This is a genomic window from Sphaerotilus sulfidivorans, assembly GCF_013426975.1.
Lineage (GTDB): Bacteria > Pseudomonadota > Gammaproteobacteria > Burkholderiales > Burkholderiaceae_C > Sphaerotilus > Sphaerotilus sulfidivorans.
Genome location: NZ_JACCPY010000003.1, coordinates 176,072 through 192,528, shown reverse-complemented (window position 1 = coordinate 192,528; position 16,457 = coordinate 176,072). Strand labels below are relative to the sequence as shown.

Genomic DNA, 16,457 nt, shown 5'->3' with positions numbered 1-16,457 from the left:
CTGCGATCGTCCGGCAGACGACATGCCGACCTCCCCGAAAAGGGCGCCCCACTGGCTGAGGCGCCTTTTTTTCGGCCCGACGCCCGATTTTTGCCCCTGAAACCACCCCAAAGGACCCCGAAATGACCTACCGAGCCCCCCTCAAGGATTTCCTGTTCGGCCTGAAGGAGCTGGCCGGTCTGGACCAGCTCACGCAGATCGACGCCTTCGCCGAGGCCGGTCTGGACACCGCGCAGGCGGTGCTGGAGGAGTGCGCGAAGTTCAACGAAGGCGTCGTCGCGCCGCTGAACTGGGAGGGTGACAAGAACCCCTCGAGCTGGAAGGACGGCGTCGTCACCACCACGCCGGGCTTCAAGGACGCGTTCAGGCAGTACGGCGAAGGTGGCTGGCAGGGCCTGCAGCACCCGGTCGAGTTCGGCGGCCAGGGGCTGCCCAAGGCGATCGGCGCGGCCTGCGGCGAGATCCTCAACAGCGCCAACCTGAGCTTCGCGCTGTGCCCGCTGCTGACCGATGGCGCGATCGAGGCGCTGCTGACCGCTGGCTCCGAGGAGCAGAAGGCGCTGTACCTGCCGCCGATGAACGAAGGCCGCTGGACCGGCACGATGAACCTGACCGAGCCGCAGGCCGGCTCCGACCTGGCCGCGGTGCGCACCAAGGCCGAGCCGCAGCCGGACGGCAGCTATCGTGTCTTCGGCACGAAGATCTTCATCACCTACGGCGAGCACGACATGGCCGAGAACATCGTCCACCTGGTGCTGGCGCGCGTCGCCGGTGCGCCGGAGGGCGTCAAGGGCATCAGCCTGTTCATCGTGCCGAAGTTCATGGTCGGTGCCGACGGCTCGCTGGGCGAGCGCAACGACGTGCACTGCGTCTCGATCGAGCACAAGATGGGCATCAAGGCCAGCCCGACCGCGGTGCTGCAGTTCGGTGACCACGGCGGCGCGGTCGGCTACCTGGTCGGCCAGGAGAACCGCGGCCTCGAGTACATGTTCATCATGATGAACTCGGCGCGCTTCGCGGTCGGCGTGCAGGGCATCGCGGTGGCCGAGCGGGCCTACCAGAAGGCGGTGCAGTACGCACGCGACCGCGTGCAGTCGCGCCCGGTCGACGGCTCGGTGGCGGGTGCGGCCAGCATCATCCACCACCCGGACGTGCGCCGCATGCTGATGACGATGCGCGCCTACACCGAAGGCTGCCGCGCTCTGGCGCTGGTCTCCGGTGCTGCCTATGACGCCGCGCACCACCATCCGGATCCGGAAACCCGCAAGGCCAACCAGACCTTCTACGAGTTCATGGTGCCGCTGATCAAGGGCTATTCGACCGAGATGAGCCTGGAGGTCACCAGCCTGGGCGTGCAGGTCCACGGCGGCATGGGCTTCATCGAGGAGACCGGTGCGGCTCAGTACTACCGCGACGCCAAGATCCTGACGATCTACGAAGGCACGACCGCGATCCAGTCGAACGACCTCGTCGGTCGCAAGACCGCCCGCGACGGCGGCCAGACCGCCCGGGCGCTGGCCGACCAGATCGCGCAGACCGAGGAGCTGCTGGCCGCGCGCGACGATGCCGCCGCGCAGTCCTTTGCAAAGAACCTGAAGGCGGCCCGCCTGGCTTTCCTGGATGCGGTCGACTTCATCGCCGGCAGCGCCAAGGCCAGCCCGAACGCGGCCTACGCCGGCTCGGTGCCCTACCTGATGCTGGCCGGCAACCTGATGGCCGGCTGGCAGATGGGCCGCGCGCTGCTGGCGGCGCAGGACAGCCTGAACGAGGGCGAGGACGTCGACTTCATGAAGTCCAAGATCGTCACCGCGCGCTTCTACGCCGAGCACATCCTGGTCAAGGTGCCGGGCCTGCGCGACGCGATCGTCGGCGGCGCGGATTCGGTGTGCGACATGGCGCTGGACGCGTTCTGATGGCGTTCTGACAGCGTTCCGATGCCTGCCGCCTGAGCGACAGGGCGGGACGCCGGGCCGCGGCACACTGCGGGGGACTCTGTTCCCCGAACTCCAGCACCTCTTCAGGAGACCGTCCGTGCCGCTGCCCCCCGTCCTTGCCCGGCTGCCGCTGCCCATCATCGGCTCGCCGCTGTTCATCATCAGCAACCCGAAGCTGGTCATCGCCCAGTGCCAGGCCGGCGTCGTCGGCTCGATGCCGGCGCTCAATGCCCGCCCGGCCTCGCAGCTCGACGAGTGGCTGGCCGAGATCACCGAGACGCTGGCCGCCTACGACGCCGCGCACCCGGACGCGCCGTCCGCGCCGTTCGCGATCAACCAGATCGTGCACAAGAGCAACGACCGGCTCGAGCAGGACATGGCGCTGTGCGCCAAGTACAAGGTGCCGATCATCATCACCAGCCTGGGCGCGCGCACCGACGTGAACGACGCGGTGCACGGCTGGGGTGGCGTGGTGATGCACGACATCATCAACAACGCCTTTGCCCGCAAGGCGGTCGAGAAGGGCGCCGACGGCCTGATCGCGGTCGCCGCCGGCGCGGGCGGACACGCGGGCACCAAGAGCCCGTTTGCGCTGATCCAGGAGATCCGCCAGTGGTTCGACGGTCCGCTGGCGCTCTCGGGCTCGATCGCCTCGGGCGGCGCGGTGCTGGCGGCGCAGGCCATGGGCGCCGACTTCGCCTACATCGGCTCGGCCTTCATCGCCACCGACGAGGCGCGGGCCAGCGAAGCCTACAAGCAGTGCGTCGTCGACTCGAACAGCGACGACATCGTCTACTCGAGTCTGTTCACCGGCGTGCACGGCAACTACCTGAAGCCGTCGATCCGCGCCGCCGGCCTCGACCCGGACCGCCTGCCCGAAAGCGACCCGTCGGCGATGAACTTCGGCGGCGACGCGAAGAAGGCGTGGAAGGACATCTGGGGCTGTGGCCAGGGCATCGGCGCGATCGACGCGGTGGTGCCGGCGGCCGAGCGCGTCGCCCGGCTGCGCCGCGACTACGAGGCCGCGCGGGCGCGGCTGTGCGGCCTGGGCCGCTGAGAGGCCGCGCCGGTCGCGCAGCGAGGATCAGCCCGGCGTGGCGCCCGGCGTGCGCAGCGGCCGGTGGCTGGCGCTGTGGATCCACTCGGCGACCCGACCCAGCGGCACGACGTCGTCGACGCCACCGAGCTTGAGCGCCTCGGCGGGCATGCCGTAGACGATGCTGGTGGCCTCGTCCTGCGCGGCGGTCCAGGCGCCGGCGCGGTGCATTTCCAGCAGGCCGCGCGCGCCGTCGTTGCCCATGCCGGTCAGGATGATGCCCAGCGCGTTGCGCCCGGCGTTCTGCGCCACCGACTTGAACAGCACATCGACCGAGGGCCGGTGATGGTTGATCAGCGGCCCGTCCTTGACCTCGACGACATACTGCGCACCGCTGCGCAGCAGCCGCATGTGACGCCCGCCCGGCGCGATCAGCAGCCGGCCGTTGATGACGCGGTCGCCGTCCTTGGCCTCCATCACCTCCAGGTCGTACTGGCTGTCGAGCCGCGCCGCCAGCGAGGCGGTGAACTTCTCGGGCATGTGCTGGACCATGACGATGCCGGGCGTGGTGGTGCGGCCCAGGCCGCGCAGCACCACCTCGATCGACTGCACGCCGCCGGTGGACAGGCCGATCGCCACCACCCGGTCGGTGGTGCGGCTCATCGCCTGCTGCACCGCCGGCGGGCGGATCACCGGCGCGCTGCCAGTGGCCGGACGCTGGCTGCGCAGGCTGGCCGCGGCGGCGACATTGGCGCGCGCGGCCGCCTTGACCGCCGCGACCAGGCCGTTGCCGTCATCGGTCAGGAACTCGCGCAGCCCCTCCTTGGGCTTGGTGACGAAGCCGACCGCGCCGGCGTCGAGTGCCGCCATCGTGGTCTCGCAGCCCTTCTCGGTCAGCGTCGAGCACATCACCACCGGCGTGGGGCGCTCGTTCATCAGCTGGCGCAGGAAGGTGATGCCGTCCATGCGCGGCATCTCGACGTCCAGCACGATGACGTCCGGCCAGTCGGCCGTCATCTTCGGCATCGCGAACAGCGGGTCGCCGGCCGAGCCGATGACCTCGATGCCCCCGGCCGTCAGCGTCTCGGCCATGAAGCGGCGCACGACGGCCGAGTCGTCGATCAGGAAGGCCCGGACCGGCCGGGTGCCCGCCGCAGGGACGGCGCGGCGCGGCAGTTCAGGCATGGGTGTAGACCGCCGGGGCCAGGCTGGTGACAGGCAGGCCGAGGTTGGCGATCGACTCCGCATGGCCGGTGAAGAGCAGCCCGCCCGGCTTGAGCTTGGGCAGCACCCGGCGCACGATCTCGGCCTTGGCCGGCGGCTCGAAGTAGATCAGCACATTGCGCAGGAAGATGATGTCGAACAGGCCGATCTCCGGCAGCTGGCGCATCAGGTTGGCGTTCTCGAAGGTGACGTTCTGGCGCAGCTCCGGCGAGATCATCAGCTTGCCGGCGTTGTCGCCCTGGCCCTTCAGGCACCAGCGCTTCAGGTCGGCCTGCGCGGTCTGGCGGGCGCGCTCCATCGGGTAGACCGCGCGGCGTGCGGTGTCGACCATCGCGGTCGACAGGTCGGTGCCGACGATCTTCCAGCCGCGGGTGCCGTAGTGGTTGCCCAGCACCATCGCGATGCTGTAGGCCTCCTCGCCGGAGGAGCTGGCCGCGCTCCAGACGCGGAACTCGCCGGCCGAGGCCGGGCGCTTCTCGATGACGCTCTTCATGCGCTCGAAATGCTGCGGCTCGCGGAAGAAGTAGGTCTCGTTGGTGGTCAGCTTGTCGACCAGGCGGACCATTTCCTCGGTGTCGTTGTCGCGCATGAGCTGCTCGACGTACTGGTCGACCGAGCTCAGGCCGCGTGCCTGCGCGAGCTTCTGCAGCCGGCCGGCCACCAGCGCGCGCTTGGCATCGGTCAGCTGGATGCCCGAGACCTTGTGGAACATCGAGGTGACGGCTTCAAAGGATTTCTGGGACAGCATGGCGGCTTCCGGCGGGACGATGAGTTGAGGGGGATTGAACGAGGGAGGGGCGGCGACGACCGGCGGGTGGCTCAGGTCGCCACCGTGCTGCGGGTCAGGCGCGGCGGCGCCGACTGGCGGATCTGGTAGCGCTCGAGCGAGGCCACATCCAGGATCAGCGCGACCTCGCCGCTGCCCAGGATGGTCGAGCCGGCAATGCCCTCCAGATGCTGGAAGATGCTGCCCAGCGGCTTGATGACGGTCTGGTACTCGCCCAGCAGCCGGTCGACCAGCAGGCCGATGCGGCTGTCGGTGCTGTGCACCACGATCAGGCTCTGGCGTGTCGGGCGCGGGCCGTCATGGCCGAAGCAGCGTCGCAGGTCGATGTAGGGCACCACCTCGCCGCGCAGGTCGAAGCAGCCGCAGGCGCCGCACTCGCCCAGCGCGAAGCCCGGCGGCGTCTCGATGCATTCGGCGACGATCTCCAGCGGCAGCACATAGCTCACGCCCGCGACCTGGGTCAGGAAGCCGTCGATGATGGCCAGCGTCAGCGGCAGGCGGATCTGCATCGTCGCGCCGCGACCGGGCGTGCTGGCGACCTTGATCTGGCCGCGCAGCGACTCGACGTTGCGCTTGACCACGTCCATGCCGACGCCCCGGCCCGACAGGTTGGTCACCTGTGCGGCGGTCGAGAAGCCGGGCTCGAAGATCAGCCGGTAGACCTGCTCGTCGTCGAGCACGCTGTCGGGCGAGACCAGCTCGCGCTCGACCGCCTTCGCCAGGATGCGGTCGCGGTTCAGGCCGCGGCCGTCGTCGCTGACCTCGATGATCACGTTGCCGGACTCGTGATAGGCGTGCAGCGCCAGCGTGCCCTGGCCGGGCTTGCCGGCGGCTTCGCGGTCCTCGGCGGTCTCCAGGCCGTGGTCGAGGCTGTTGCGCACCAGGTGCATCAGCGGGTCGGCGATGGTCTCGACCATCGACTTGTCCAGCTCGGTGTCGCCGCCGGTGATCTGCAGCGCGACGTCCTTGCCGAGTTCCTTGCTGACGTCGCGCACCACGCGCTGGAAGCGGCTGAAGGTCTCGCCGATCGGCACCATGCGCAGGCCCAGGGCGCCGTCGCGCGCCTCCTGCACCAGGTCATGGATGCGCTGCGCGGCCTCGCCGAAGCGGGTCGAGCGTTCCTGCTGCGCCGCGACCTGCGCGCCGGAGCTGGCGATGACCAGCTCGCCGATCAGGTCGATCAGGTGGTCGAGCTTGTCGGCGCGCACCCGGATGAAGCGGCTTTCCTCGCTGCCGGCGCGCCGGTCGCGTGCGCCGCCGCGACGCTCCTCGGCCCGCGCTGCGGTCGCCGGCGGGCGGGGCGCCACGCTGGCGGCGGCCGGCGCGGGGCTGTCGGCGACGGCGGGCTGGCCGCTGTCCTCCGACTCGGCCGTCTCGAGCAGCCGGGCCAGGCCCAGCGCCTGCCAGTGCGCCAGCAGCGCCTCGCGTGCCGGCTCGTCGGCGGCGCGCTGCGCCAGCAGCCGCTGGTAGTCCGCCGCGCCGGCATCCGGCGCCAGCACCTCCAGCTCGCAGTCGTCCTGCAGGAACTCGAACACGTCGACGATGGTCTGCCGGTCGGCCGGGCTGCGCAGGCGGATCTCGAAGCCCAGGCAGCAGCCCTCCGGATCGAGCAGCAGCAGCTCCGGCACCGCCTCGGTCAGCGTGCGGATGCCCTCGACCTCGCCCAGCGTGTCGAGGTAGCGGATGAAGGACATCGGGTCGAGGCCGTTGCGCAGCGCGTCCACGCCCAGTCGCAGCGACAGGTGCCAGACGCCCGATCCCTCGTCGTCGCTGGCCGGGCTGTCCCCGGGCGTGGCCGTCACGGCTGCGGGGTGCGGTGCGGCTGCGCCTGCGGACCCGCCGCGCAGCTGGCGCAGCTGCTCGCCCAGGCGCTGGCTGATCGCCTCCAGCTCGGCGCTGCCCTCGGTGCCGTCGCGCACCGCGTGCACCAGCCGCTCCATCTGGTCGCGGCCCTGCAGCAGCAGCGCCATGCCGGGCTCGGTCACCGCCAGCAGGCCGTCGCGCATGCGGTCGAGCACGCTCTCGACCTCGTGGGTGAAGCCGACCACCGCCTGGAAGCCGAACAGCCCGGCGCCGCCCTTGATGGTGTGCGCGGCGCGAAAGGCGCTGTTGACCGCCTCGGCGTCGCCGGGGTCCTGCTCCATCGCCAGCAGGCCCTGCTCGAACTGGCGCAGATTGTCCTGGGCCTCCTCGAGAAAGCCCTCGCGGGCGGCCGCGATGATGTCGTCGTCGTCTCCGGGGGAATGCTTGCTCATCGCGGCGTCTGTCTGGATGGTCGTGGGGTGAAAGGGGGGCGGTGCGGCTGGCGGGGCAGGAGGGGGCGACCTCGGGTTCAGAAGAACTCGACGCCGGCCTGGCGGTCGACCGAGGTCACGCCGTGATGCGCCGAGCGCATCTCCTCCATCGTGTAGCTCTGCTCGAGGCGCTCGAGCCAGCGTGCCGGGTTGTCGGCCTGCGGATCCTGCTCGCCGCCGATCCAGCGGGTCAGCCGCTCGATGTCCTCGCTGATCGAGCCCAGCATCTGGGTGAAGCGGTCGTGCGACTGCAGGCTCATCAGGATCTGGTCGATGTCGCCCTGGACCTGGCGGCCGGTGTCGTGCAGCTCGCGCGAGGCGCGGCCGACTTCGCCCAGGCTGCCCAGCAGCCCGCGCACGATCTGGCGTGCGCGCTCCTCGGCCTGCAGCGCGAGCTCCTCGTCGTCGACCGATTCGGCGCGGGCGCGCGAGCGCAGATCGCTGACCGATTCCTGCAGCCGCCCGACATGCGCGGCGATGCTGGCCCCCACCTGGCGCGACTGTCCGGCGAGCTGGCGCACCTCGTGCGCGACCACCGCAAAGCCGGTGCCGCGCTCGCCGGCGCGGGTGGCCTCGACCGAGGCGTTGAGCGCGAGCATCTGGGTCGAGCGTGCGATCGACTGCACCTCGCGCGCCAGCCGGCCGAGTTCGCCCACCGGCGCGGCCAGGGCCTCCAGCGTCGTCAGCGTGTCGTCGCGCAGCCGCAGCGCCGCACGGCTGCTCTGCAGCAGCGCATCGATCTCGGGCTGGTGCTGCTCGAGCAGCCGGTCGCTGGTGCCCGGATCCAGCCGGGTCACGCCGGCGCTGGCGCCCAGCGTGGTGTCGAGCTGCTGGCTGATGCTGGCGAAGCGCTCGACCAGTTCGTTGCTGCTCTGCTCGGATTGTGTTCGGGCCGCCTCGATGCTGCGCTTCCAGACCGGCAGCACCTGGCGCGGCAGCAGGATGGGCACCGACTGCGGACCGCTGTCGACCGCCATCGACAGCGGCGGGCTGGCCGAGCCGCCGGGCAGGCCGCTGCCCGTGCCCGCACGCATGGCCAGCAGCGCGGCGGCCAAGGCCAGCGCGGCGCAGGTGGCCGCCGGCCAGGGCGAGAGCGCTGCACCTGCGCTGCCCGCCGCGACGAGCAGAGCGGCTGCAGCCGCCCGACGCAGGGCGGAGCTGCGGGCGGCGGGTGCGACGGGGGCGCTGATCGTCGAGGTCTCGGACATCCCTGTTCCATGGAAGTGCTCGGGGCCGCGGGCCGAGGGCGCAGCACGGCTTGTCGCAGCGCAGTGTCCGCATTCGCCGCGTCCCCGACGGCCGGATAAGCCCCGGCGCCCCGGCGCTGTTCCTTCCGTTCGCGTCAGAGGCAGCGGGCACAGTGCCGGACGACGGGGACACCCGGGCGCGACGGGCGCTTCAGCCTCGCGCGGCCCGGGCCGATAGCGCGGCAGCCCGGCCCCGTGCCCGTGCCCGACGAGGAACGACATGACCACCGCCGCAGAATCTCCCGCCCGAGTCGAGAAGGCCGCCGCCGGCCGCGTCGGCGCACTTGCCGAGCTTGTCGCGCGCGTGCATCGCTGGCTGGCCGAGCAGCCCGCTGGCCTGTGGGGTCCCGGCATCCGCCTGCTGCGCAACCTGAGCCTGGCCCGCAAGACCGTGCTGGTGGGCACGCTGCTGCTGCTGCCGGGTGTGATGCTGATGCAGGATGCAGTGCAGCTCTGGCGCGGCCATCTCGCCGAGGTGCGTCGTGCCGTCGAGGGGCAGACGCGCTACCAGGCGGTGGTCGATCTGAATCTGCTGATCGGCCGGCTGGCCCGCGAGACCTTCTGGCGCGAGCAGTCGATGCCGCATGGCGACCTGGCGGCCCTGCGTCGCCAGGAGGCCGAGGCCTTTGCCCGCCTGCAGCAGCAGCTCGACCGGCTGCCCGAGGCGGCACCGGATCGGGTCAGCGCGCTGTCGGCCGCTCGCAAGCGCCTGCTGGCTCGCCATGAGCTGATGCTGGCCCGACTCGACAGCACCGATCCCGCCCAGCGCTGGCAGGCCCTGTTCGACTGCGTGGCCGAGCTCGAGGTGCTGCGCGGTGTGCTGGTCACCGACTGGTCCCATGCGGTCGACACCGATGTCGGCAGCAAGATGCTGCGCACAGGCCTGGTGGATCCGCAGTTCCAGATGCTGATGCAGATGCAGCGCCTGGCCGGAAAAGGCTTTCTGCAGATGAACGCCGCCACCGAGGTGCGTCAGAACGAGATGCTGCTGCTGCAGGGGCGGGTGGAGATGCTGTCGGACCAGGCCCGGCCGGCGGTATCCCAGGCCCTGCTGATGCAGCTGCTGGATGTGGATGCGGTGCAGCGCGATCTGGGCTCGATCCGCGATCTGCTGGCCATGACCCTGCGGCTGACCGGACAGGACCGGTCCGCGGTGGATGTCGCGGCCTATACCCGGTTGGCGGTGACCGCCATCGAGGCCAGCGCCCGGCTGCAGCACATGGCGCTGGAGCGCATCGGCACGCGAATGAAGGCGCGGGAGGCGGTGCTGGTCGATCGGCTCGGCGTGCGGCTGGCGCTGCTGGGCGTGCTGGCGCTGGTGGGCCTCTATCTGCTGGTCTGCCTGTACCGGGTGATGTCGGGCGGGCTGAACACGCTGTGCCGTCATCTCGACCGCATCGGCCAGGGGGATCTGAGCGCACGTCCGCGTGGCTGGGGGCGCGACGAGATCGGCCATGCGCTCAACACGCTGGGCCGGGCGAACGCCAGCATCTCGTCGCTGTTCGAGGCGGTCCAGCACGGTGTGGCCGCAGTGACCCATGCCTCGCGCGAGGTGGCGGTCGGCAACACCGGTCTGTCGGGGCGCACCGGCGAGGTGCGCGATGCGCTGTCCAAGGTGGTCGAGCGGGCGCAGCGCTTCTCCGGCGCGATGGATGCGTGCGCGCACCAGGTCGACGAGGCGGCCGAGCATGTGCGCACGATGCGCACCGAGGCTCAGCGCAGCCGCAAGGCGATGGAGGGCCTGCGCGAGAGCATGCAGTCGCTGCAGGTCAAGAGCCGCGAGATCGTCCACATCGTCGGGCTGGTGGAGGCGGTGGCCTTCCAGACCAAGCTGCTGTCGCTCAATGCCTCGGTCGAGGCGGCGCGTGCCGGCAGCGCCAGCCGCGGTTTCTCGGTGGTGGCGCAGGAGGTGCGCTCGCTGGCGCAGCGCAGCGAGGATGCGGCGGCCAAGATCCGCGCCATCGTCGAGGTGTCGGCCGCCGAGATCGAGCAGGGCAGCGTGATGACCGATCGCGCCAGCCGTGCGGTGGGCCGCACCGGCGACGAGATCCAGGCGGTCGACCGGATCATGGGCAGCCTGGTGCAGGTCACGCTCGACAGCCGCGAGCAGTCGCAGCAGGTGCTCGACATCGTGCATCAGGTGGATGCCTCGGTGCAGGGCAATGTCGCGCTGGTGGCGCAGCTGTCGGAGGCCTCGGGGGGCTTGCGCCACCAGGGTGATGCGCTCAAGCGCTCGGTCGGGCACTTCGTGGTGCGCTGAGCATCGAGGATGCACAAGGACCTACAAGTGGGAGGGGGCAGGATGGAACAGATCCGAGGCCGCCGGCTGCTGCAGCCCGGCATGCGCCTGATGCGCCGGCTGCCGCTGCCGCGCAAGATGATGCTGATGGCGCTGCTGCTGCTGCCGCCGCTGCTGCTGATGCTGGGCCTGTCGCTGAGCGACGGACTGAGGACGCTGGCCGCGGCCGACCGGGCCCGCGCCGGTGCTGCGCTGGCGCGCGATCTGGGCGACATGGCGGTGCTGGTGCAACTGCACCGCACCCTGAGCCTGCAGGTGGCCGGCACCCAGTCGGCGGAAATGATCAGTGCGCGCGATGGCGTGCGGCGCCAGATCACCCGGGCGCTCGAGCATGTCGAGACGCGCCGCGCCGAGATGCCGGAGGCGCTGCGGCTCGAGGATGTCTGGCCGGCCGAGCGCGAGCGTCTGCAGGCGCTGGCCCAGGGGCGCCTGCCGGAAAGGCGGGCCGAGATGCTGGCCGAGCATGGTGCGCGGGCCGCTCGCCTGAGCCAGCTGGCCTGGCTGAGCAGCGAGCGCGCCGGCGTGCTCTTCGATGCCGATCCGGCTGCCACGCTGCTGGCCGATCTTTCGGTCGAGCGGCTGCCGCCCTGGCTGGAGACGACGGCGCTGGCCGGCTCGCGCGGCATCGAGCTGCTGCAGCGCGACGTGATGCCGCGCGAGGCCGCGATGATGCTGGCGTTGGCGGACGATCTGGAGCGGGCTGCCGGCACGATGTTGCCGCGGCTGCAGGCGCTCGATCGGGCGGGCGCCGGCGTGCTGCCGGGAGCCCCGGCCGCACGTGAGCGCCTGCAGCACCTGGCCGGCACGATTCGCGGGATCTTCGACCGCGAGGCGATCGAGGCCGAGGTGCTGCCCTTCCAGCGCGAGACCGCCGAGGTGCTGCAGCTGCTCGGACAGCTCGAGCAGGAGAGCTGGGGCCGGCTGGACGAGCGGCTCATGCAGCGGGCCCAGGCCCAGCGCGTGCATCTGGCCGGTCTGCTGGCGCTCAATCTGGCCGGCGTGCTGCTGACGCTCTATCTGGCGATCTGCTTCTACCGCGGCTTCGTGGAGGCGCTCGGCGAGGTGAGCGCGGCGGTCGGCGCGGTGGCGGCCGGCGACCTGACCCGGGCGGTCCGCATCGAAGGTGCCGACGAGATGGCCGAGGTGGGGCGATCGCTCGAGGCGATGAGCGCGCGGCTGTCGGCGCTGGTGGGCGAGATCCGCAGCAGCGCGGTGCGCATCGACCAGGCGGGCGGTCAGGTGTCCGGCGGGGGGGACATGCTGCGCCAGCGCACCGAGGAGCAGTCGGCCGAGCTGCACCGCACCGTCGGCAGCGTGCAGCAGCTCGACAGCCTGGTCGGCGCCAGCAGCCGGGCGGCCGATGCGCTGCAGCATCTGGCGGCCGGGCTGCATGGCGACGCCTCCACCGGCAGCGAGGCGATGCAGGCCGCCATCGGCGCGATGTCCGCGCTGCAGGACAGCGTGCGCCGGGTGGCCGAGATCAATGCGGTGATCGACGACATCGCCTTCCAGACCAACATGCTGGCGCTCAATGCCTCGATCGAGGCCTCCCGGGCCGGCGAGGCCGGACGCGGCTTTGCGGTGGTGGCGGGCGAGATCCGTGGTCTGGCTGCACGCTGCAGCCAGGCCGCAGCGGAGGTGCATGCGCTGATCGAGGCCACCGCGCTGCAGGCCGGGCAGTCGCGCGGCGCCATCGACGAGGCGGGCCAGCGCATCGAGGCCCTGTCGAGCGGCATCGACCAGATTTCCGCCCGGCTGCTGACGCTGGCCGAGGGCAGCTCCAGCCAGCGCGATTCGCTGGCGGGCGTGGCAGCCACCATCGAGAGTCTGGACGCGCTGACCCGCCACAACGCCGAGATTGCGGTGCAGTCGAGCCGCTCGGCCGGGGTGCTGTCGACCCAGGCCACGGTGCTGCGCCGCTCGGTGGCCACCATCCGGCTGCGCGATGCCACGGTCGAGGAGGCGCGCGAACTGGCCGAGCAGGCGGTGGCCCGCATCGACGAGCTGGGGCTGGATCCTGCGCTCGTCGAGTTCAACCTGCCTGATGGTCCCTGGTCGCAGCGCGGCATGTTCGTCTTTGTCATCGATGGCGCTGACCGCTTCGCTGCCCATGCCGCCCGGCCGGAGCTGGCCGGGCAGCGGGTCGACGAGACGCCGTCGATGAGCGCCGATGCGGCCGATGCGCTGATCCGCGCCGGCCGCGAGGCGGCGCGCCAGGGACGCGGCTGGATCGACTATCTCGGGCTGGACCCGGTCAGCGGCGGCTCGATCCGCAAGAGCGCCTATGTCATCGCGCTGCGTGACGAGGAGCTCTTCCTGGGCTGCGGCGTCAGCCGCGAGGGCGTGGATGCCTTCGGTGCCCAGGCGCCGGCCCGGGTGCCGGCGCCGGAGCTCGAGATTGCCTGAGCCTGGCCCGGGTGGGATGTGCGTGATGTGGACGGCGTGAGTGGTGTGAAAATCAGGGCTGACGCTGCTCGCCCCGATCATGAACACCATCGTCATCAGTTACCGCCGACAGGACAGCCGCGATGCGGCCCGGATGCTGCTCGAGCGGCTTCTGCACTACTTTCCCGGCCGGGTGGTGATGGGCCTGGAAGGGCTGCTGCCCGGGGAGAACCTGCGCCTGAAGGCCGAGCAGCAGATGCAGGACTGCCGGCTGCTGCTGGTGCTGATCGGCCCGGACTGGTCGCACATCGCCGATGACCGTGGCCGGCCGCGCCTGCAGGACCGGCGCGACTGGGTCCGGCTGGAGATCGCCACAGGGCTGCAGCGCGGGGTGCCGATCCTGCCGGTGCTGCTGGGCTCGACGCCGATGCCCGACGAGCACGATCTGCCGTCGGAGCTGCACAGCCTGCTCGACCTGCAGCCGCAGCGCCTGGACGATGGGGCCGGCCGGTCCGCGGCGCTGACGGGTCTGGTGGAGGCCATCCGGCGTCAGCTCGGCGAGGCCGACGAACTGCTGGCGCTGGTCACCGCCCCCGCGCCGATGCCGGCACCGATGCCCGAAGCGATTTCGGTCGCCGGCAGTGCCGAGGTGCTGCCACTGCGGCGTGCCGATGGCAGTCGGGTCACGCCGGCGCCGCCGCTGCCAGCGAGGGCGCCGGCCCGCAGCGCGGCCGAGCCGCTCGAGCACGGCGGCTGGCCGGCCTGGGCGCTGGCCTGCGGGCGCGACGAGATCGGTGCCTGGGCCGAGATCGGCGTGGATGGAGTGCGCCAGCGCCTGCGCCGCATCGAGCCGGGCATGTTCCTGATGGGTGCCGGGCCGAGCACGCCTGAGCGCTTCGCCGACGAACTGCCGCGCCACCCGGTCACGCTGACCCGCGCCTTCTGGCTGGCCGACACCGCCTGCAGCCGGGCGCTGTGGTCGGCGCTGCTGGGCGATGATCCGGCGCTGCACCGTGCGCGGCCGGATCTGCCGGTCGACTCGGTCAGCTGGAACGACATCCAGGCGCTCTTCCTGCCTGCGCTGGCGCACGAGATCGGCTACGGCGCGCGGGTGCGCCTGCCCACCGAAGCCGAATGGGAATACGCCTGCCGTGCCGGTCAGCGGGGCAGCTTCCACTTCGGCGAGGTGGCCTCCGCGGCATGGATGCATGTCGGCGGCGAGGCCGACGGCCCGCTGCCGGTGCAGGCGCTGCCGTCCAGCGCCTGGGGCCTGCACCAGATGCATGGCAATGTCTGGGAGTGGTGCCAGGACGCCAAGCGCCGCTATGACAGCGAGCCGGCGCTCGACCCGCAGGGCGATCCGGTCGACATCGGCCGGGCGCTGCGCGGCGGCTCCTGGGCCGGGCCGGCGCGCTGGGCGCGGGCCTCCTGCCGCTTCGAGGCGCCGCGCAGCCAGCGCCTGGACGACGCGGGCTTCCGCTTCCTGATCGAGGTCTGATCCCGATCTCGGCGCGGGTCAGAGCGGCTCGGCCGCCTCGACCATCATCTGCACCCGCGACTGGCCCTGCCAGGTGTCGAGCGCGAGCCGGTAGGCCAGCCGCACCCGCTCGGGCACCGGCTCGGCGTGGTGGAACCAGACCGCGTCGCGCAGCTGGCCGGCATGGCGCACCGACAGCTTCAGGTGCTTGTCGCCGCCGATCAGGCGCTGCTTGACCACCTCGACCTCGTCGACGAAGACCGGCGCGTCGAAGGCCTGGCCCCAGACCTGCGCCTCCAGCAGCGAGACGGTGTCGGCCTCGAACCAGCGCAGCTCCAGCGGTCCGTCGGTGGCCAGGCGCCGCTGCAGCGTGGCTTCGTCCAGCTCCTCGCGGGCGATGTCCTGCAGCGCCTGCGCGAAGGCGTCGAAGTCTTGCGGCGCGATGGTGCAGCCCGCCGCCATCGCATGGCCGCCGAAGCGGCGCAGCAGCGCGGGGTGGCGCTTGCTGACCCGGTCGAGCGCGTCGCGCAGATGAAAGTTCGGAATCGACCTGCCCGAGCCCTTCAGCAGCCCGTCGCCGCCCAGCGCGAACACGAAGGTCGGCCGGTGCAGCCGCTCCTTCAGCCGCCCGGCGACGATGCCCACCACGCCCTCGTGGAAGGCCTCGTCGTGCAGCACGATCGCCGGCGGCGGCGTGCCTGCGGGCATCAGCGACTCCAGCAGCAGCGCGGCCTGTTCGCGCATGCCGGCCTCGACATCGCGGCGCTCGCGGTTGATCGCGTCGAGCGTGCGCGCCAGCTCTGCCGCCTGCGCCGGGTCGTCGCACAGCAGGCAGGCGATGCCGATCGACATGTCGGCCAGCCGTCCGGCCGCGTTCAGGCGCGGGCCCAGCGCGAAGCCGAAGTCGGTCGAGCCGGCGCGCTGCGGATCGCGCCCGGCCGCAGCGAACAGCGCCGCCACCCCGGGCTGCATGCGCCCGGCGCGGATGCGCCTGAGCCCCTGCGAGACCAGCCGGCGGTTGTTGGCATCGAGCTTCACCACATCGGCGACCGTGCCCAGCGCGACCAGGTCGAGCAGCGCGTCCAGCCGCGGCTGGCTGGCGGCGTCGAAGCGGCCGCGCCGGCGCAGCTCGGCGCGCAGCGCCAGCAGCACATAGAACATCACGCCGACGCCGGCGATGGCCTTGCTCTCGAAGGCGCAGCCCGGCTGGCTCGGGTCGACGATGACGTCGGCGCCGGGCAGGTCGGGACGGCCTTCGGCATCGACCGCCGGCAGGTGGTGGTCGGTCACCAGCACCTGGATGCCGAGCGCGTGCGCGTGGTCGATGCCGGCATGGCCGGCGATGCCGTTGTCGACGGTGACCAGCAGCGCCGGGTCGAAGACACGCGCCAGATCGACGATCGGCGGCGTCAGGCCGTAGCCGTGCACCGCGCGGTCGGGCACGACATGGTGCAGCGTGCCGGGGCGCGCGCCCAGCATCGCCAGCCCGCGCAGCGCCACCGCGCAGGCGGTCGCGCCGTCGCAGTCGTAGTCGGCGACGACGACGATGTTCCGGCCGGCGTCGATCGTGTCGGCCAGCAACTGCGCGGCCTCCGGCGTGCCCTTCATCGTGTCGGGCGGCAGCAGCCGGGCCAGGCCGTCGTCGAGCTCGTCGGCGCGGCTCACGCCCCGGGCGGCGAAGAGCCGCGCCAGCAGCGGATGCACGCCGGCCTGCTCGAGCGCCCAGGCGGCGCGGGGCGGAACATCGCGGAGTTCGAGTTGCGGGGTCATGGTC

Annotated in this window: 10 protein-coding genes; 5 read left to right on the top strand and 5 right to left on the bottom strand. The window is 71.7% G+C overall.

The genetic code is table 11. The annotated features are described in order from the left end of the window. Positions 1-122: 122 nt before the first annotated feature. Entirely contained in the window at positions 123-1,913 is a 1,791-nt protein-coding gene (locus HZU84_RS03090) for an acyl-CoA dehydrogenase (protein WP_149503015.1), read from the top strand. Positions 1,914-2,031: 118 nt separating this feature from the next. Beyond that, entirely contained in the window at positions 2,032-2,991 is a 960-nt protein-coding gene (locus HZU84_RS03085) for an NAD(P)H-dependent flavin oxidoreductase (RefSeq protein ID WP_149503016.1), read from the top strand. Between the two features lie 27 nt (positions 2,992-3,018). Here HZU84_RS03085 and HZU84_RS03080 read toward each other — a convergent pair whose 3' ends face one another. The 4 genes from HZU84_RS03080 to HZU84_RS03065 form a co-directional block, all read right to left on the bottom strand. Continuing rightward, a complete protein-coding gene (locus HZU84_RS03080) occupies positions 3,019-4,155 on the bottom strand; it encodes a protein-glutamate methylesterase/protein-glutamine glutaminase (protein ID WP_149503017.1) in 1,137 nt (378 codons plus the stop codon). Next, positions 4,148-4,942 (bottom strand): CheR family methyltransferase, encoded by a 795-nt coding sequence (locus HZU84_RS03075; protein ID WP_149503018.1) that lies wholly within the window; start codon positions 4,940-4,942, stop codon positions 4,148-4,150. The genes HZU84_RS03080 and HZU84_RS03075 overlap by 8 nt, the downstream gene beginning before the upstream one ends. A 71-nt stretch (positions 4,943-5,013) precedes the next feature. After that, positions 5,014-7,236 (bottom strand): chemotaxis protein CheA, encoded by a 2,223-nt coding sequence (locus HZU84_RS03070; RefSeq protein ID WP_149503019.1) that lies wholly within the window; start codon positions 7,234-7,236, stop codon positions 5,014-5,016. A 77-nt stretch (positions 7,237-7,313) separates the two neighbouring features. Further along, positions 7,314-8,483 carry a methyl-accepting chemotaxis protein gene (locus HZU84_RS03065; protein ID WP_149503020.1) on the bottom strand — a complete coding sequence of 390 codons (1,170 nt, stop codon included), beginning with the start codon at positions 8,481-8,483 and terminating at the stop codon, positions 7,314-7,316. Between the two features lie 259 nt (positions 8,484-8,742). Between HZU84_RS03065 and HZU84_RS03060 the strand changes: the two genes are divergently transcribed. The 3 genes from HZU84_RS03060 to HZU84_RS03050 all read left to right on the top strand — a co-directional run bounded on the left by HZU84_RS03060 (position 8,743) and on the right by HZU84_RS03050 (position 14,704). Next, complete coding sequence (locus HZU84_RS03060; RefSeq protein ID WP_180692770.1) at positions 8,743-10,782, top strand: methyl-accepting chemotaxis protein; 2,040 nt, start codon at positions 8,743-8,745, stop codon at positions 10,780-10,782. A gap of 42 nt (positions 10,783-10,824) precedes the next feature. Further along, positions 10,825-13,227: a methyl-accepting chemotaxis protein gene (locus HZU84_RS03055; RefSeq protein WP_180692769.1), complete on the top strand. Its 2,403-nt coding sequence runs from the start codon at positions 10,825-10,827 to the stop codon at positions 13,225-13,227. Between the two features lie 79 nt (positions 13,228-13,306). Then, complete coding sequence (locus tag HZU84_RS03050; RefSeq protein ID WP_149503024.1) at positions 13,307-14,704, top strand: SUMF1/EgtB/PvdO family nonheme iron enzyme; 1,398 nt, start codon at positions 13,307-13,309, stop codon at positions 14,702-14,704. A gap of 18 nt (positions 14,705-14,722) precedes the next feature. On the opposite strand, the gene recJ is transcribed toward HZU84_RS03050, so the two are convergent. Next, positions 14,723-16,453 (bottom strand): single-stranded-DNA-specific exonuclease RecJ, encoded by a 1,731-nt coding sequence (recJ, locus tag HZU84_RS03045; protein WP_149503025.1) that lies wholly within the window; start codon positions 16,451-16,453, stop codon positions 14,723-14,725. Between the last annotated feature and the right edge of the window lie 4 nt (positions 16,454-16,457).